The sequence below is a fragment of the Paenibacillus illinoisensis NBRC 15959 genome, assembly GCF_004000925.1.
GTDB classification, from domain to species: domain Bacteria; phylum Bacillota; class Bacilli; order Paenibacillales; family Paenibacillaceae; genus Paenibacillus; species Paenibacillus illinoisensis.
On the sequence record NZ_BIME01000003.1, the window covers coordinates 17,495 to 35,587 of the forward strand.

At 46.9% G+C, this 18,093-nt stretch carries 14 protein-coding genes; all 14 read right to left on the minus strand.

Annotated elements, in window-relative coordinates:
- Positions 1-230: 230 nt before the first annotated feature.
- Complete coding sequence (locus PIL01S_RS08795) at positions 231-572, minus strand: hypothetical protein (protein WP_127537230.1); 342 nt, start codon at positions 570-572, stop codon at positions 231-233.
- A gap of 205 nt (positions 573-777) precedes the next feature.
- Positions 778-4,716, minus strand: a complete 3,939-nt coding sequence (locus tag PIL01S_RS08800; RefSeq protein WP_127537231.1) for an S-layer homology domain-containing protein — start codon at positions 4,714-4,716, stop codon at positions 778-780.
- A gap of 163 nt (positions 4,717-4,879) precedes the next feature.
- Positions 4,880-6,007, minus strand: coding sequence for a glycosyltransferase family 4 protein (locus PIL01S_RS08805; RefSeq protein ID WP_127537232.1), 1,128 nt, complete (start codon positions 6,005-6,007; stop codon positions 4,880-4,882).
- 377 nt (positions 6,008-6,384) lie between these two features.
- Positions 6,385-7,143, minus strand: coding sequence for a WecB/TagA/CpsF family glycosyltransferase (locus PIL01S_RS08810; RefSeq protein ID WP_095359951.1), 759 nt, complete (start codon positions 7,141-7,143; stop codon positions 6,385-6,387).
- Positions 7,144-7,150: 7 nt separating this feature from the next.
- Positions 7,151-8,320, minus strand: coding sequence for a polysaccharide pyruvyl transferase CsaB (gene csaB / locus PIL01S_RS08815; protein WP_127537233.1), 1,170 nt, complete (start codon positions 8,318-8,320; stop codon positions 7,151-7,153).
- Positions 8,296-10,317 carry a DUF5693 family protein gene (locus tag PIL01S_RS08820; protein WP_127537234.1) on the minus strand — a complete coding sequence of 674 codons (2,022 nt, stop codon included), beginning with the start codon at positions 10,315-10,317 and terminating at the stop codon, positions 8,296-8,298. Before PIL01S_RS08820 ends, csaB begins: the two co-directional genes overlap by 25 nt.
- 226 nt (positions 10,318-10,543) lie before the next feature.
- Positions 10,544-12,265 carry a phospho-sugar mutase gene (locus PIL01S_RS08825; RefSeq protein WP_127537235.1) on the minus strand — a complete coding sequence of 574 codons (1,722 nt, stop codon included), beginning with the start codon at positions 12,263-12,265 and terminating at the stop codon, positions 10,544-10,546.
- Positions 12,266-12,378: 113 nt separating this feature from the next.
- Complete coding sequence (gene fabZ / locus PIL01S_RS08830) at positions 12,379-12,810, minus strand: 3-hydroxyacyl-ACP dehydratase FabZ (RefSeq protein ID WP_095291326.1); 432 nt, start codon at positions 12,808-12,810, stop codon at positions 12,379-12,381.
- A 467-nt stretch (positions 12,811-13,277) separates the two neighbouring features.
- Entirely contained in the window at positions 13,278-13,505 is a 228-nt protein-coding gene (locus tag PIL01S_RS08835; RefSeq protein WP_095291325.1) for a DNA-directed RNA polymerase subunit beta, read from the minus strand.
- Positions 13,506-13,516: 11 nt separating this feature from the next.
- On the minus strand, positions 13,517-14,356 hold the full coding sequence (locus tag PIL01S_RS08840) for a flagellar hook-basal body protein (RefSeq protein WP_127537236.1): 840 nt from the start codon (positions 14,354-14,356) through the stop codon (positions 13,517-13,519).
- A 30-nt stretch (positions 14,357-14,386) separates the two neighbouring features.
- Positions 14,387-15,271 (minus strand): flagellar hook-basal body protein, encoded by an 885-nt coding sequence (locus PIL01S_RS08845; RefSeq protein WP_127537237.1) that lies wholly within the window; start codon positions 15,269-15,271, stop codon positions 14,387-14,389.
- Between the two features lie 102 nt (positions 15,272-15,373).
- Positions 15,374-16,372 carry a rod shape-determining protein gene (gene mreB, locus PIL01S_RS08850; RefSeq protein ID WP_095291319.1) on the minus strand — a complete coding sequence of 333 codons (999 nt, stop codon included), beginning with the start codon at positions 16,370-16,372 and terminating at the stop codon, positions 15,374-15,376.
- 218 nt (positions 16,373-16,590) lie between these two features.
- On the minus strand, positions 16,591-16,878 hold the full coding sequence (gene spoIIID, locus PIL01S_RS08855; RefSeq protein ID WP_024632710.1) for a sporulation transcriptional regulator SpoIIID: 288 nt from the start codon (positions 16,876-16,878) through the stop codon (positions 16,591-16,593).
- 170 nt (positions 16,879-17,048) lie between these two features.
- Positions 17,049-17,783 carry a M23 family metallopeptidase gene (locus tag PIL01S_RS08860; RefSeq protein ID WP_095291317.1) on the minus strand — a complete coding sequence of 245 codons (735 nt, stop codon included), beginning with the start codon at positions 17,781-17,783 and terminating at the stop codon, positions 17,049-17,051.
- Positions 17,784-18,093: the final 310 nt, after the last annotated feature.

Here is an 18,093-nt window from a genome sequence, read left to right on the forward strand (position 1 = left end):
AAAAGTTTTGAACTAATTTATGTATTGATACAACGCGGGTCTGGGACAGTTCAAAACCATGTAATCTTGATCAAATCAGCTGCGGTTATGCTTTTACTCTGTGTTTATTTTGATGAAGACGTTTATTTATACCCTTAATTTTCCTCCATGAAGCGACAATTTGTATGATATGTAAAAAAAATAAAAAGCACCCCTACAGGGATGCCTTAAGTAATTCCTCGTTTTATGGCTTAACGAATTTTCATCGCAAGATCGATAATTTGAGCACGCATTTTGGGATCACTGTTCAATTTCAGATACATATCGTCAATGGCCAAACGGTTCTCCCGGTATGTTTTCTCATGCTTCATGGTGGTGTGAGACCATTCAATCAATTCATTCTCAGCCAGCACCAATTGGTTATATGCATCATGGAAGCCAGTCGTCTGTACGAGCCCTTCCATAACCTCTTGAGAGATTTCTTGCGTCTTGCGTGTATCTTCCAGCTTTTTCTCCAGAATGACTGCCTGCTTCTCGAACTGAGTCTTTGCCTTCATGTAGCCCAGTTGGGCCTTCGAATAAATCGGTTTCATTAGCTAACTTCACCCTCTAGATCATTGTGTATTTACCGTTATTGTATCTTAAACTCTAGCAAATTACAAAAATAGTTATTGGTAAAAATCATCTTTCTTCTATTATAAAAGTGATCTTCACCAGTCCATTAACACTCGTAAAAAGAACCCGCCCCTTTTAGCAAAAGGGACAGGTCCTTCCTAAAAAATGTGAAACTCTGACAGTTTAGCTCAATGTTTTAGGGAATAACTTGGTGCTTTTCTTGAGCAGCTCTACAGCAATTTTGGCTGCTTCTGCACGAGTCATGTTACCTTTAGGATTAAATTGGTACTGCGGTTTGGTTGCTCCTGGAATCGTTACAGGACTTCCTTCCATGATTTTTGCCTTGGTCACAGCCTGAATTGCAGGACGCGCATAGAAATCAATGGAGCTTGAATCCAGGAAAGACTTCGCCAATGCTGCAGACAGCTTGCTGTCATTAGCCGCCAGCTTCGCATTCATGGCACGAGCGATCATCACTGCTGCCTGTTCACGTGTAACAGGCTGATCCGGTCCGAAGAACCCGTCACTGAGACCTTGGACAATACCTGCTTTTGCCGCTGTCTCAATGGCCTCATAGGTCCAGCGATCAGATTTGGTATTCTCAGAAACATCGGTGAAGGTTGCCTTGGTCGTTTTGACCAACGGAATGTCCATGCCCTTCACGAGCAGGGTAGCGAATTCCCCACGTGTCGTCTGGTCATCGGCACCGAACGCATTGGTTCTGAGCGGATTCATAATACCTTTGGAATACATGGCATTCAGTAAGTTACGCGCCCACGGATGGTTCGTAATGTCCGGATAGCTTTGGCTTTGTTTCATGACCTTGTAATATCCGAACTCATCAAATGGAACGGTAATGGTGTGTGATTTGGTATCAACAACACCACCAATGGAAACCCATTTACCTACGTTTGAATTATCCGAATAACGGTACACTGTAATCGTGGAGCCTACATCATCAACAATAGATGGATCGTATTTCAGAGTTAAGGTTCCGCGCTGGGAAGGTGTCAGAATACGCTCTTGTGCATATCTAGTGAACTCCCCTTCAATGGAGTATGGCGTAATGCCGTTGGTTCCCGCTTTGTATCCATTGGTACCACGGTCTCCAAGTTCACCCAGACCACCATTGATCCAGTAAATATCAGATACTTGTGTAAAGTTGTTCGTGTTAATTACCGATGCGAAGAAGCTCGACAGCTCGGTTGGAATCCGGATAACGCTGGCGCCATTGGTACTTCTGTCATCTGGATTGACACCAATCACGTTACCATAGTCGTTTTTACGTTCTACAACACCATCTTTTGGATCAGCAATACCAAACAGCAATTTGTTGTCCGGATAGAACTTCACCATACCGCTTGTCGTAGTAGATTGCAGCACAGTCCCTTTCGGGAAGGACAGAACGAGATCCTTGTTAAACACAGTGTACTTCGTGGCTACCTTTGGAGCCATATACTGCGAGTCAATGGCGATGGCACTGGTGTAATACACACTTACTGTATCCGTGATGGTGCCTCCGTCACGAATAATCTCAATTTTAATTTTGTTGTCTTTGTCAGCTTTCAGTCCAACATAATCGAGAACAAAACGATTGTTCATATCTGTACGTTTAACCGCAGGCTCTTTGCCTATCAATACTTGTGTTGCACCTTCTGCTTCAATGTCGAAGCGAACGAAGTTTTTGTTAACCACAATGTTGCTGCCTACTGTAGGCTGCGGTGACAGGATACGGTAAGATGCTGGCTCACGCACAATTTCAAGACGCTGAGTCGTTCTCGCACCTGTGCTGTTGATCAGCTCCAACGTGTACACATGTGTTCCTGGTGCATCAAACTTCAAGTTTTGAATCCGTGCAATGAATAGATCACTATTACCTGTAATATCATAGCTCGGCAGTCCATTCGCCGCAGGTTGGTTTACTTCATAGATCGTTGTGGATGTCAGGTTCTTGGTGAAGATCTTGTCTGACCCGAAATAGACATTGACGATATCAGCTCCACCACCATTAACAACCAGGTCGTAGGTCTCTTCACTTGTTACATACTTGTCTTCTTTGAACGCAAATTCAGGTGTAACCGAGAAAATACGTTTCATTTCTTCATCTTCATATTGTGTAATCGGTTTGTTAATGAATTGCTGACGCGAATCCTTAGGAATCAACGTTGGCATGAAAGAAGTAATCGTCGATTGATTCTGGTCGATAACGTTAATCTTCAATGTTGTTGAAATCGTGATTGGAAGCTTATTCGCATCCTCATCTGTTGCCCGAATGAGAATCGTGTTCTCACCGTAAACAATTGGGCCTTCTTTCAACACTGGCAAATTCAAACTAAATGTTCCGTCTGCAGCAGGGAATGTGCCCGTGTTATACTTTTTACCGTTTACAAGAACTTCGGCTATAAAGTTGCTTCCGTTTAATGTTTTGAAACCGATAAAGCGCCCTTTAAGCGGAAGGACTTGCTGATTGTTTTTAGAATTAAATGTATAAGTCTGTCCATTTTGAAGACTTTCTACATAGATTGAACTTGCTGTTACATAAGAAATCTTCACGACTTTAGGCAGATTAGTCGCACTACCGTAATAGAATCTTACTTGCTGATCTCCGCCTAGGAAGCCTGTAATTTTATAGATCTTTTGTTTAGCTGTCAGACTCGCTGGTGAAGCTACGTTTGCAATAGTGAGTTTAGTTGTTCCTGTTGGCAAGTATTCACCTACAAGTGTACCCGTAATAGCCTCACTGGATTCTACCATGATGTAGAACGAATCGCTCTGCAATTTGGTTCCGTCCAGCTTCGTTTGTGAATCAATATCTTCCCCTTCAACATAATCAGGGAGATAGTAGATTTCTGTGATGTCCTGGGCACCAGGCGAAAACACATAGCTTGCGTTATACCCGGCACTAAAGTTGCCGTAGGCAAGACGAAGACGTAACGTTTGTTCCTTTTTCGGACTGGTTCCGTCAGTAGCAAGCTCCAAGTTGTAAGGTGTTGTCACTGCGAACTTAACCAAACGATACTCAATCGTTACCCCGTCAGAGCCTGTGATCAGGACTTCATCGGAAGTCGTGAAAGCAAAGGTAGTCGGCTGCGTCAGATTTCCATTGGCAAGATTAATCTCACCATTGGTTGAATCAAATTCCTTGTCGCTGGCTGAATACGGAAGAAGCACCTGTCCTGTTACCGTTGCAGTTGTTTGGCTAGAACCCGTGAATGTCGGATTCGTTCCCAGAATGGACTTATCCTGTCCACCTAGCTGTACTTTTAAATCCGTGAATGGCTGATCCTTATCAAAATAATAAATGGAGCGTTCTGTTTCAATGGCATTGCTTGCACTTGAGATTTTAAACTTCAGATTATTCAGACCTGCCTTCAATTGAAGCTGTGGCAAAAAGAATGATCCATCTTGAAGCATGGAAGCATTGATTTCGTCTCCACCATTTACCTTCACACTAACGAGCGTGGAGTTTTGAACTTTACCTTGAATGGATACACGTTGTGTGTCTACCACCGTGTTGGAACCCTCATTCAAGTTGTAAGACTTATTGCCGCCTGTGGCAGAGCTGTCCGTAAATACCTGGAAGCTTTCAATGAAAGGAGCCTGATCATATAACACATAGAATGTATCCGATCTTTCTACGGATCCTTGGTTACCCAAGAATGTGATCCGGTTGAAGCCTGGGAACAGATTCAGATTATTAGCCGTAAATTTGTTATTACCGCTAGGATCTGCAGTAACAGCAGTTGTAATTGCCTTGGTCGCATCAGCTACCCACTTGCTGTCTGTACCATCAGTCACCAAATTCAATTGCTCTACCTTAACCTTCAAGCTTGTATTTGATACAAATGCATATGAGCCTGAGATCGTGATAGATGAGGTTGAAGTCGTATATGCATTGGAACGCGTCAAAAAGGGCTTAGTTGCATCTGGCAAGATTGAAAGTCCCGCCGTTTCACGCAATGTTCTAAGATCTGGCGTAAAGTATGTTGTATAAGCATTAGATCCATTCGTGTCATCATCCGCAGCAGATGCAATGGACCCACTGAACAGACCCTGTGGGAACAATGAGAGCACCATGGTGACCAACATGATCCATACCAACGGTCGTTTCTTTTGTTGCATTAAGTATCATCTCTCCTCTTTTTAAGTCAGTTACCTCTTATATCGGTGCCTAGGTTCCAATTATTTAGTAAAAACAGCAAAATAAACAAAAAAACCTTATCCACTTGGATAAGGTTTGGGGCTTGGATAATATTCAAGAATTGCAGTAAACGAGCGTTTATATCTAGGATTTCGAGCGAGTCTCCGGATTAATTTTGACACGCATGCGCATCAGGAAATTAATAACCGGTCGTCTGGTTTTACTTACAAGTCCAATGACTTCTGCACCAACCTGCAGGAAGAACATCATGATACAGATCACAACAAACGTTACCCAGTTGGCTTCGAACATAGCGGCCGATGACTGAATGATCGCCAGTACACCGAAGAATGCGGCAATGCCGTAGATGATCAGCACCGTCTGGCGGTGGCTGAATCCAAGTTCACGCAAGCAGTGATGCAGGTGACCTTTGTCCGGTGAGAAAATCGGTTTCCGTTGTACCGCACGACGAATGATTGCGAAGAAGGTATCCGAAAGAGGTACACCGATAATGATCAGCGGCGTGATAAAGGACACGACTGCAATTTGTTTGAACCCGAGCATGGATAGCATCGCCAGAGAGAAACCAAGGAATAGTGATCCCGTATCTCCCATGAAGATCTTGGCCGGGTGGAAGTTGAAGAACAGGAACCCGATAATACTGCCCAGCAGCACAAGGCACATCAAGGCAATCATCATATTGCCCATCAAGAAGGACATCACGGCAATAGTACCAATCGCAATACCGGATACACCTGCAGCAAGACCATCCAGACCGTCAATCAGGTTAATCGCATTCGTTACACCAACAATCCACAGAATCGTCAGCGGAATGGATACCCAAGCTTCCAGTGAGGAATAAGAATCCTGAAAAGGAATGTTAACGAAATCCACTCGGATATTAAATCCGAATACGACCACAGCAGCAGCAACGAGCTGCCCAAGCAGTTTTACTTTGGCTGACAGTTCGAAACGGTCATCCAGTGCGCCAATCAGAACGATAATCGATCCGCCGATCAGAAACGCACTGACAAAGCTCATATCTCTTGTTGTAAACCATGCAGATACAAAAGGAAGAAGTGCAGCTACTGTAATAATAAAAGCAAGAAAGATTCCCAAACCACCTAGACGTGGCATGATCCGAGTGTGCACTTTACGTGCATTCGGTGTGTCCATTGCACCTATTCTTACCGCGAACTTTTTGACAAGCGGTGTCAGGGCAAGAGCCAGTCCCATCGACACGATAAATCCAATGATAAAGATCGCTACCATTTGAACATTCGACCCCCAATTATAATACCCATACGAAATTATAAATCCCCTGATCTCTTTTATATATATAAGAAATATTGTTAGCCCTATTTAATGAAGAACTATTGGTTACACGATAACGAAGAGTGCAAGGAAAACCTGGAGAAGTGCAACGTTTGCCTTTATCACCGGATTTCTCCCTATCAAAAGGGAATAAAAGAAATCTGGGGATAACAGCAATCGGAAGGTTGCCTTGCAATCGTAGTGCCAAGTGTAACGGTTTGATTCATTGTTTGCGAACATACATGTAATCCGGAATGAATTATACGCTGATCACACGCGAAACGCCAACCTCAATTTTTAGCAAAAACGTGCATTTTTCTCGTAATAGCCTGTATTTAACGGGCTTTAGTCACGTTTTCTTTGTCCTGGATCACTTTAATCGCGAATTTTGGAAGCGCAAGCATGCGCCCTGCACGACTTGGTTCGCGAAGCAGTCGGTAAAACCACTCCAGTCTTAGCTTCTGGAACAGTTTTGGGGCACGTTTACTTTTGCCGGAAATGACATCAAAACTGCCTCCAACGCCCATGGTTACGGGAACCTGAAGCGCCTCCTTATACTTGTGAATCCAGGGCTCCTGCGTATCTGCGCCGCGTGCCACAAACAGTAGATCAGGTGCAGCTTCGCGAATGGAAGCAACCACCTCTTCGTCCTCAGCCGGGCCAAAATAACCGTCGCGATAGCCCACAATACGGATCGCCGGATATTGCTGTTGTAACCGAACTGCCGTTTCTTGAATCACCTCAGGGGTGGAACCGAGCAAATACACACCCCAGCGATAGTTTTCTCCAACCCGCAGCAATTCATGTAAAAGCTCAAATCCGGGTACTCGCTCTGCTACAGGATCCCCACAATAATTGGCAGCCCACACGACGCCTGTACCATCCGGTACAATCAACTCGGCAGATTGCATCACTTGCATCATGGACGGATTCTCCAGTGCTGCCATCACCATGATCGGGTTAGCTGTAATGACCTGATGCGGCTTCTTGGACAACACGGCTTCCCGGAGAGTCTCCACCGTTTCTTTCATCGTTAGTTTGGAAAAAGGAATGCCATAGATCGAAACGGTAGGTATTGGTCCGGTCTGATTCATCTTTATCTCACCCTTTGCGGCCTAAATAGTTAATAATTTGCTTTGCAGGCACTCTGGCCTCCTGCTTCAGTTCGGTAATGCGATCTTCGTTTTCCTTCAACCACTGTGAACGTTGATCCAGAAGAGAGGCTACGCTCTTCGCCAGCTTGTCCCCATCGAGTGCAGTCGTGCTTCCTACAGGCTCACTATCCAGACGAAGCATAAACTGATCGATTTTGGGATCATATGAGATAGCCACAGGTGGCACATACTGCGATGCGGCATAGATCAAGCTGTGCAAACGCATGCCAATAACAACATCACACTTGCTGACTTCCTCCAACATGAGCTGTGGATCTGTCAGATTCGGAGTTATGCTGACCTCGCTGCCTTTACTGGTGACGTCTCCGAGCATCTCCATAATAAAACGGGACGCCTCTTCATCTTTTGGCAAATGAAATGGCATAAAACGCAGATGCACTGCCTTTTTGGCACATAGCTTCTTCAGTCCTGAGGCAATTGCCGTCAGTTCCTTCCGATCGGATTCCCAGAAACGCACAGATACACCGATGACCGGAAGCTTCGTTTGCGCCGCAGATGAACCATCGCTCGATTGATCCGACACAGTCCCCGTCGTAACATCCTTTTCCCTGCTACCTTCAGGCAAAGGCAGTCCCATAACCGGGTCAGGCACAACATGAATCTGATTCCACTGCAATCCAAGTCCGCGCAGATAATCAGCGGATTGTTCATCCCTCACCGATATATACTTACACCCCTTGAATACGGAACGGATCATCGGATTGAAGAATTTACGGTTAACGGGCCCAATTCCCTGAGCATAAACAAACGTAGGTTTTTTCAGCCACTGGGCCAGCTTGATTACACCCAGATAGTAGGGAATGGATTTCAGTCCGGTCGCATCCTGCAGCAAGCTTCCGCCGCCACTGATCAATCCGTCACTTTCCTTGATCGCTTCACGAACTTCCTTCAATTTCATACGGTGAACGGAACGTACCCCATACATGGAGGTCGTTGACTCCGGATCGATGGAGAGCACGATCGGCTCAATGTTGACGCCAGATCTGTGACTCTCCTCTTCCAGTGCAGTCAGAATCGACTTAAGTACCGCTTCGTCTCCGCTGTTGCGGAATCCGTAATATCCCGAGATGACTAACTTTTGAGAAGTGGTGACCATTTTTTCCAACATCCTTCCGCTACTTGCCACACACCCACAGCAATGATACCGAAGATCAAGCCAATTCCGAGTCCCATTACTCCGCGAATGAGAGATAATACAGCCGGTGTATGGATATGCGCGAACGTATCCACCATGGACAACTGTCCAATCGCTGCAATAATGAGTACAAAGATGACTTGACGATATTTTAAAGCGGCGAACACGCCAACGATAAACAGCGGGTGTCCCAGCACAAATTCTTTGAACCTTGGTCGTACGCCAAATGTATCTTCCAGCGTTGTACGCAGGAACATCTCAAACGGGGTTACTGAACCCGAGTTCCCTGTACGTGTCAAATAATAATATCCAGCTGCGGCTGCAACAACCGCCAGAACAACCATCAGTACATTAACCGGTGTACGGAGAATTCCTTTGAGCTGCTTAATGGAAATCGTACCCGATCCACGATAAAACAAGATATAAAGAGCTACCAGTCCCATTGGAGCAAAGTGCAGCAGGCTCACGCCCCTAAACTGGTTAATGACCAGACTATACGTAATGCTGTTAAGCAATGCGATCATAAACGGCACGGCAAGGAACGACAGAATAGACGTTCTTACATATAAGATCAACGTTTGTGCCAATCGACGACCCGCAGATGCATTGGGTTGACGCTGCTGCTGATAATTCACGGTTCTCACCGCAAGCACCATCGCGATGGTTGGTGCGGAGATCGCAACGAGCAAGGCAATCGCCTGCTCAAGCAAGGTCGGTTTCAGGAGGAACAAGCCCGCACTTCCAACCAAACCTAATACAAACACAAGCAAGGTCAACAGTGGTACGAAGTATGACACCATCAAGGTAATCATGGCAATTGCACCAACTAGCGCAACCAGCTTGGCATAACGCTGAATCGAAGATTCTTTTACTGTAAATGCCTCAGCCTGTCCAAGCTCGAATCCGCGCTTCTCCATGCGTTCAATGGCATGCCCTGGCTCACCCAGACTGTTAATCAGGTTCTCAATCGGATCCGTAATCATGGCTTTGGCCGTGTTCCGGCTAGGCCCTGCATTCAAATAGAGCATGCGGATGTTACGGTCCTTGGTAGCGAGCACAAAACGGTCCGCAATGACATCTACATCCAGATTGGCATCTCCCTCACTTAACGAATACAAACGAGCAACGTTGTAGTCCGTTTTGTAGGCAAGGGTTTCAAATCCAGATTGAGGTTTCTTCAAGTTTTCAATGGCTGCAAGTCCAATGTCATGTTTGTTCAACAATTGTGCGAATTGATCGAGACTCTTCATCTCCGCATTATCATTGTACCCTTTCACTGCATCGCCATCAAACAGGATGCGTTTCACGCCATTCTCTTCGAAGAAGGTAAGCAGACGCTCCATGGATTCCTGGCTGTATGGCACGCTATCTGCGATCCTTGGCAAAATGTAAAACCCTTTATCACGCAGCATCTGGATGGCAACCGGATCCGGCTGCATCGGCTGCATGTTGGCATTCTCCGGAGGAGTCTGCAAAATCAAGCCGCTTCGACCTTCAAACTCCCATGGCACCACCGGAATCTGACGATCCGCGAACGTTTGTTCAATGATGGGTGTATACGTTTGAGCATTTTCTTCGGATGTGAACAACACATACGTGAAGTTCTCGTTAGGAGAAACCACGTTCTGAGTCAGGTTAGCAACATCCTGCCCGTTATATACGGTCAGTTTCCGTGACTTTCTAAGCTCATCCAGTGTACTTTCGAATACAGCCATCGTTGTTACGCCGGCATCTTTCAAGCGAGTCAATTGCTCATTCATAAAATCCTGGGGATGGGCTTGATAAGCCGATATATCCAACAGACCTCTATAATTGAATACAAGCTCCACCTTTTTGGCGGACGATTCCGTCTGTACCCGATCACTAATAACAGGGATGGAAGCGATCAGTCCTATAATGACAACAAGCCACAGCCACTTCCGGGAAGCGGTATTCCAATAAAGCCATTTTTGACGCACTACATGTACCTCCTCAAGTGTTGGAACCAAATCCACGTTCAGCTCAAGTAATTCATTCAAATAATTAACGGGTATATACACAGCTTGTGTCAACAAGCCTTCGAATATCCGATCAATCTGTTTCAACCTCTGCAAAAAATCACACCTAAAAGAAAAGCCCCTCCGCCAACCAACCTTACGGTGCGGAGAGGCTTTTAACCATTCGTGCTTTGTACAACAATCGTACTTATTGTGCGTCTACTCGCGACATTACTGTGGAAGCCAAACGTTCAATGCGGCCTTCCGCATCTTCCAAGCTCTCACCACGTACTGCGAAGTACACTTTGATCTTCGGCTCTGTACCGGAAGGACGCAGGCAGAACCATGATCCATCTGCCAAAATGAACTTCAGGACGTTTTCTTTTGGCAAGCCATCCAAACCAAGAGAGTAATCAAGCACATCTTGTACCGCGATACCCGCTACTTCTTGTGGCGGGTTCGAACGCCAATCCGTCATTTTTGCCTGGATTTGCGCTACACCGTCCTTGCCTTTCAGCGTACGGGACTCCAGCTTCTCGAGGAAATACCCGAACTGGCGATAGAGCTCCTGCAGGACATCGTACAGCGTTTTACCTTGGTTTTTGTAATATGCAGCAGCTTCTGCAATAAGCATCGAAGCCAGGATGGCATCTTTGTCACGAGCATAGCTGCCTGCCAGGTAGCCATAACTCTCTTCATATCCGAACAAGAATGTATGACTGCCAGTTGCTTCGAACTGGTTCATTTTTTCACCGATATATTTAAAGCCTGTCAGCGTGTTCATCACTTCTGCACCGTAATGCTCAGCAATGACCGCGCCCATCTCGCTCGTTACAATCGTTTTGACGACTGCGCTGTTGCTTGGCAGCTTGCCTGTCTCTTGCAGTCGGCTCAGCACATAGTGCACCATGATCGCACCGGATTGGTTACCAGACAGTACGAAATACTTGCCATCATTGTCTTTTACAACTGCACCCATGCGGTCTGCATCCGGGTCCGTACCAATCAGAATGTCAGCACCTACGGATTCACCCAGTTTCATGGCAAGTGTAAATGCTTCGCGTTCTTCCGGGTTAGGAGACTTCACCGTGGAGAATTCAGCATCCGGCTGTTCCTGCTCTGCCACAACATGGACCTGCTCAAAACCGATCTGTTCCAACACACGACGAACCGGAATGTTTCCTGTGCCATGCAGTGGCGTAAAGACGATTTTGAAGTCACGGCCTACGCCTGATTGAATCAGGTCACGACTCAGACTTACGCTGGCAACCGTATCAACAAATGCCTGATCTTCCTCTTCACCCAGCCATACCAGCAAGCCTTGCGCTTCAGCTTCTTCTTGAGTCAGCTTTTTCACATCGGCAAGGGAAGGAACTTCCTGAATGTACTGGATGACTTTCTCTGCTTCGTGCGGTACTAGTTGGCCACCTTCGTGGTTGTACACTTTGTATCCGTTATATTCCGGTGGGTTATGACTTGCCGTTACCACAATACCGCCCGTTGCTTGCAAGTGACGCACACTGAAGGACAGCTGCGGCGTAGGGCGCAGAGATGTGAACAGCTTGGCTACAATGCCGTTTCCGGCAAGAACCAACGCAGCATCCAGTGTAAATTCAGGCGAGTAGTGACGGGAGTCATGGGCAATGACTACAGAAGGTCTGCCTTCCTTGTCACCATGCTGCTCGAGCAGATAACGTGCAAAACCTTGAGTCGCCCGACCAACGGTGTACTTGTTCATCCGGTTGCTTCCGGCGCCAATGACCCCGCGCAATCCACCTGTACCAAACTCCAGATTTCGATAGAAACGATCCTCCAGCTCTTTCGGCTGATCCTGCAAATCACGAAGCTCCTGTTTCGTCGCTTCATCAATCGAAGCATCCTCCAACCACTGCTGTAGCGTCTGTGCTGCTGTTTCGCTTAACTGTTCCATTCCTATAAACCCCTTCCGTCTATATAAATTCAATGGTTTGCTGAGCTGCTTCAGCATTTTGCATCAATCCGTTATATACACACTCTGACTGATGCAAATGCTCATGGTTGTAATCAGCTTGGGTCAGACAGGGCAAACATGATTTCGCCTTCAGCGACGACTTTGTCTTCCACACGGGCTGTCGCTTTGCCTTTACCGATCGAACCCTTCAGACGTGTAATTTCCACTTCCAGCATCAACGTATCTCCAGGCACAACTTGTCCACGGAATCGGAAATTATCCAGTCCCGCCAAAAAGCCGATTTTCCCTTTATTGCTCTCCACGTTAAGAATCGCTGCTGCGCCTACTTGAGCCAGTGCTTCGGTGATCAACACCCCAGGCATTACCGGATATTCCGGGAAATGACCGATGAAGAACGGTTCGTTAATCGTTACGTTCTTCAGACCAACGGCGCGTTTGCCATCCTCCATTTCTACAATCTTGTCCACCAGCAGAAATGGGGGACGGTGCGGGATAATGGCTTGAATCTGTTTGCTATCGAGCACAGTGTAATCTCCTTTCGGTGTCATTTATATGCGAATCATTCCCTACATAATTGCTTGTATGCGCGGTGGCCGTTACGGTTACGGATCGTTCTTCCGATCGCTGTTGTCTCCAAATTTTCTCGATTCATTTTTTGAAGGTAAAAATTTGGAGACAAAGGCGAACGCTTTGCTTCTTCAGAATCGATTCCGTCCCCTCCACACGTCGCTAAAACAAAACCATTATGCTAAATGTATTACATATAAATGTGGTTATTTTTATTTGGTATGAAAAACGCATTTTCGGTTAACACTACTAATATCCTTCATGACTGCAGTAGTGAAGGTTGAGATAAGGGGTCTCTCTTCGCGATGACATTCGTCTTTCGCAGGGGAGGCCTCTTTTGACGTCAAACGTCATCCATCATTATACTGTTTTCAACGCGAAAAAGAAAACTCCTGCCTGCGCAGGAGTTTTCGCTATTTCACGATCATGAAGCGAACACCAGATCATATACATGTTTCCAGGTACTCCACTGGAACACGGAGCCAATATCCTGTTTGCCCAGTACCACATAACCAGCGACCATGCCGCCAGCGAGGGCAAGAACAAGCAAGACCGGGATCAGGAACCATCTGGCAACGCGCCATCCACTCTTTTTCTTCTTCTTGACTTCCTTCTTCTCCGGCTTGCTGTTCTGCTTCTGTGTATCTGTCATCGCATTCACCTTTATGCTCTTATAGTGTTGGCAAGACCTGCCATCGAATCACTTGATGTCAGTGCACGTGCTGCCAGCTGATAGGTCCGCTGTCCTTGCATCAATAGTGCCATCTCCTGTGTCAGATCCACGTTGGATTGCTCCAGATAGCCCGCACGAATCGTAGCTACTGCATCACGTGTAGCCGCATTAGCGCCAAACACATCATTCTCGGTCAAGCCGGCATCCAGACCAAACAGATTATCTGCGTATTGCACAAGTCCTTCCGGACGTTCGATGTCTACAAGCTGCAGCTGGGCTCCAATCGTTGCATTGGCTTCATTCCCGCGACGAATCAATAGGTTACCCTTCTCGTCGAAGGCCACTTTACTATTGTTCGGAGCCGTGATCCGGTTACCTTGACGATCCAGCGCGAAGTAGCCTTCCCCATTAACCAGCACCATCATCTGAGGTGCATTGGGGTTCGGGTTAGGTGTTGGATCAGGGACAAAATGGAATGCTCCCTGACGTGTCCACATTTTCTGACCATTCGCTTCAACCGCAAACATCGCGTTGCCTTCGATTGCCAAATCCGTTGGACTGCCTGTCTCATTCAGTGTCCCCTGAGACATATCCTTCGTCACACTCGTCAAACGGGCACCAAATCCCAGATTATATCCCATTGGGGTGGAACGTCCATCGAGCTTATACTTGTCCGGTTGCTGCTGCACCCGGGTCAGTACATCCTCGAACGCCGCCTGCTTGCTTTTATAGCCTGCCGTATTCACGTTGGCAATATTATCGGAAATGACATCCAGACGTTGCTGTATCGCGGTCATCGAGACCTTCGCACTAATCATGGAATTATTCATTTAGTAATTCATCCTCTCTATTGCCGCGCGTTATACACGACCTACATCATTGACAGCTTTGTCCAAACTTCGATCATAGAACTGCACAACCTTCTGATTCGCTTCATACGCACGATAAGCGGCATTCATATCCACCGTAGCTTGGGAAGCATCGACATTCGATCCTTCCAAGTAGCCCTGACGGATCTGCACATTATCTCCCGCAGCCATCATTCGCGCTGTAGCACCTTCCTGGTCATACAGACTAAAATTACCGTCACCCTGACGAACCAGTTGGTTAGGCTGATCAATGACGCTGATTCCAAGCGTAACCCCCGTAGGTGCACCCGTGACTGCATCCACAAGACGGCCTTGCTCATCCACTTTAAATTGGTCCACTGAGCCTGTCAACACAACGGGCTGTCCATTATTATCCAGAACCTGAGCTCCCGTTGAGCTTAATAGTTCTCCTGTTCCGGTAACCTGGAAGTGGCCATCACGTGTATATCTTGTATTGCCTTCCGCATCTCGCACCGTAAAATACGCTTGAGGCTGATAGATCACCGTGCCATCAGCTCGTACAAATTTGCCTGAACCGTCAAAGGCGACAGGTTGTCCCGTCTGCGGATCATTTAAGGACAGATTGGACGAGATGGCAAAATCACTCTTTTGACCACTCTCCATAATCGCTCCCTGCAAATTCATGGACAAGCTCTCTTCCGCGAACACCCCTGTGTTCAGCCTGCCCAGCCGCTTCGTCGGAACATTGGCATCTCCACCGACCAACGTAATGAGCATTTCCGGGAAGGAACGGCTTACGCTGTTCACCTGTTTATATCCCGTCGTGTTCGCATTAACAATATTTTGAGTCGCTGTGTCATGGCGGCGTTGCTGCGTAATCATTCCCGCGGTAGCGGTGTACAAACCTCTTAGCATGAATTAACCCCTCTCCTCAAGCGCTTGTCCTGCACTGCAGGATCAATGCTTGTCCGTTCTATTGCCGAGCATAGGCAAACCTTTGATACTTATATCGGCAGATCAGAACTTTTTCTTAACCACTTGATCCAAATTATTGAGCATAATGCCTGTCCCTTTTACGACACAATGCATCGGATCCTCTGCAACCCATACCGGTACATGCAGTTCATTGGACAAAAGCTCGTCCAGCCCATTAAGCAAAGCGCCTCCTCCTGTCAACACAACACCCCGGTCAATAATATCCGCCGACAGCTCTGGTGGCGTCCGCTCCAATACCGATTTGGCTGCAACGATAATGGATTGCACGGAATCCCATAGCGCTTCCTGTACTTCACTTCCCGACACCGTTACCGTAACAGGCAATCCGGATACCATATCCCGTCCGCGAATGTCCATCTCGGTTTGGCGTCCAGCCGGGTTTACGGAACCAATTGCAATCTTCAGATCCTCGGCAGTGCGTTCACCGATCATGAGTTTGTACTTGGCTTTGATAAACTTGATAATCGCTTCGTCGAACTTGTCCCCTGCGACTTTAATAGAAGAGGCGGTGACTACGTCGCCCATAGACAGGACTGCAACGTCAGTCGTTCCGCCGCCGATATCCACGACCATATTGCCGCTCGGCTGAAAAATATCCATTCCTGCACCAATGGCTGCCGCTTTTGGCTCTTCTTCCAAAAATACTTCTTTGGCACCGCTGCGCTCCGCAGCTTCACGGATCGCCTTCTGCTCTACGGAAGTAATATTCGTCGGTGCACAGATTAGAATACGCGGGTGGCTGTACCAGCTTCTCGCCCCCACACGATTAATAAAATGTCTGAGCATCGCTTCCGTAATTTCGAAGTCCGCAATAACGCCGTCACGCAGCGGTCGGATGGCAACAATGTTACCCGGAGTACGCCCCACCATACGACGCGCTTCTTCCCCAACAGCAAGGACCCGCTTCGTATCGCTTTCAATGGTCACGACGGAAGGTTCATCGAGGACAACCCCACTTCCTTTCACGTGAATAAGCACGTTCGCCGTGCCAAGATCAATACCGATATCCTTGCTTAACATAAAAGAGCCCCCAAAGTGATATTATTTGGTCAGCGTATCCTGTGAAAAAGAGTCCCTTATCACGTCACCGCTCGTTCGACAAAGTGCAACATATATATGTAAAAATCGGGCTGATAAGATGTCATAATTCGATCCTGTACCAGCTTTTAACATATCATACTTCAGGGGAGGGATTCAATCCATGTGTGAGCTTTTTGGCCTACGTCTTTTCGCGATGGTTACGATTTAGCGGAAGCCAGTACTTCACGCTTTTTGCCGCTTGTTTTTTTGTATTTGATTTTGGTCGCTTCGCCGCCCCGCAAGTGGCGGATGGACTTGTGGTACTCCAGGATATGTTTCACCTGGTCAGCAAGATCAGGGTTGATTTCCGGCAGACGCTCCGTCAGGTCCTTATGCACCGTACTCTTTGACACGCCGAACTCTTTGGCAATGGTACGGACCGTATTCCTCGTCTCGACAATGCAGCGACCTATTTTTATGGTCCGTTCCTTGATGTAATCGTGCACGCTCCCGCCTCCCTACTGTGTGGATAGTTTGGTACATTATATGAGGAGCATGCCTATATATTCGCGGTTTAGAGGTGTGACAAGCTTCGGAGGTCCCAATAATTTCTGAAAAGCACAAAAAAAGCAGAGGGAATTTCCCTCTGCCCTTTTCATTCTGCGTTAAAAATCATTTATTTTTCCGGAAGATATCCTTGCGGGTTAACCGGTTGACCGTCTTCGTATACTTCGAAGTGCAGGTGGTTGCCGAGCGTTTTTTCCAGTTCATTTACGCCAGCGGATGCAATTGCATCTCCCTGTTTCACTTCATCATCCTGTTTCACTTTGACGTCAGACAGGCTTTGGTATACGGTTTTGAGGTTATCACTGTGTGTGATTTCCACAACTTGACCCGTCAGCGGATTTTGCTCCACCCGTGTCACTTTACCGCCGAGTGCTGCTTTTACTTCAAATGATTTGTTATCCCCACGCGCCAGGTCTACGCCTGTGTTCGGAATAAACGTATCGTTGTACTGCACCATTGCGGCTTCATGTTCTTCGGTAGAGCCTTCGTTCTCATAGAACGGTTTAACAACAGAGATTTCCGACGGACTTGCTACTGGCCATGCAAAACTTTCCGACTGGGCGACAACTTCCACACTTTCTTCTCCACCAACTGCTGTTTCTTCTGTACCCGATGCTCCCGTTTCTACTACTCCACTAGCAGGATCGGAGTTCAGCGTTTTCTCGCCTGTACCCTGATAGACCCACACTAATGTTAGTATAATGCCTGCTGCTGCGATGTAGGCTGCCGGGAAGACCCAACGTTTGGACATTGCTCTTTTCCATGAAGAGGGCTGGCTGGCCGGTACTCCTTGAGTTGTTTTAGGAGTTTCTTCTTGGACTGTTTTTTTGTTTTGTTCATTCATCTTGATCACCTCAGTAACAAGTGTTACCGGGTGCAACTCTTTTATACACGCGCGACTCTAATTTTTTTCACGGAGGTTTCAGAGACTGCTATATATGTGGATGAGTGGTTAGTGCGTGCGCCGCTTCGGTGCCAGAAAACCTTTCGACCGCTGTTACTCCCGGATTTCTTCTATCACCTTCTTCAAAGGGAGAAATCCAGGAGTAAAGGCAAGCTTATGCTTCCGAAGCAGCTTTCTTTCAGAAAGCTTTTAGCTTCGCTTCTACAGGTCTTTTCTGTCCCTGCGCTCCCCGTACACTCTCACTTTCCGT

Excerpts from the sequence above, each read along its gene's own strand:
- PIL01S_RS08845 (WP_127537237.1), bottom strand. The coding sequence starts at position 15,271 with ATGCTAAGAGGTTTGTACACCGCTACCGCGGGAATGATTACGCAGCAA.
- mreB (WP_095291319.1), bottom strand. The coding sequence starts at position 16,372 with ATGTTAAGCAAGGATATCGGTATTGATCTTGGCACGGCGAACGTGCTT.
- PIL01S_RS08805 (WP_127537232.1), bottom strand. The coding sequence starts at position 6,007 with ATGGTAGCGATCTTTATCATTGGATTTATCGTGTCGATGGGACTGGCT.
- PIL01S_RS08825 (WP_127537235.1), bottom strand. The coding sequence starts at position 12,265 with ATGGAACAGTTAAGCGAAACAGCAGCACAGACGCTACAGCAGTGGTTG.
- PIL01S_RS08795 (WP_127537230.1), bottom strand. The coding sequence starts at position 572 with ATGAAACCGATTTATTCGAAGGCCCAACTGGGCTACATGAAGGCAAAG.
- PIL01S_RS08800 (WP_127537231.1), bottom strand. The coding sequence starts at position 4,716 with ATGCAACAAAAGAAACGACCGTTGGTATGGATCATGTTGGTCACCATG.
- PIL01S_RS08835 (WP_095291325.1), bottom strand. The coding sequence starts at position 13,505 with ATGACAGATACACAGAAGCAGAACAGCAAGCCGGAGAAGAAGGAAGTC.
- csaB (WP_127537233.1), bottom strand. The coding sequence starts at position 8,320 with ATGGTCACCACTTCTCAAAAGTTAGTCATCTCGGGATATTACGGATTC.
- PIL01S_RS08860 (WP_095291317.1), bottom strand. The coding sequence starts at position 17,783 with ATGAATGAACAAAACAAAAAAACAGTCCAAGAAGAAACTCCTAAAACA.
- PIL01S_RS08810 (WP_095359951.1), bottom strand. The coding sequence starts at position 7,143 with ATGAATCAGACCGGACCAATACCTACCGTTTCGATCTATGGCATTCCT.
- PIL01S_RS08840 (WP_127537236.1), bottom strand. The coding sequence starts at position 14,356 with ATGAATAATTCCATGATTAGTGCGAAGGTCTCGATGACCGCGATACAG.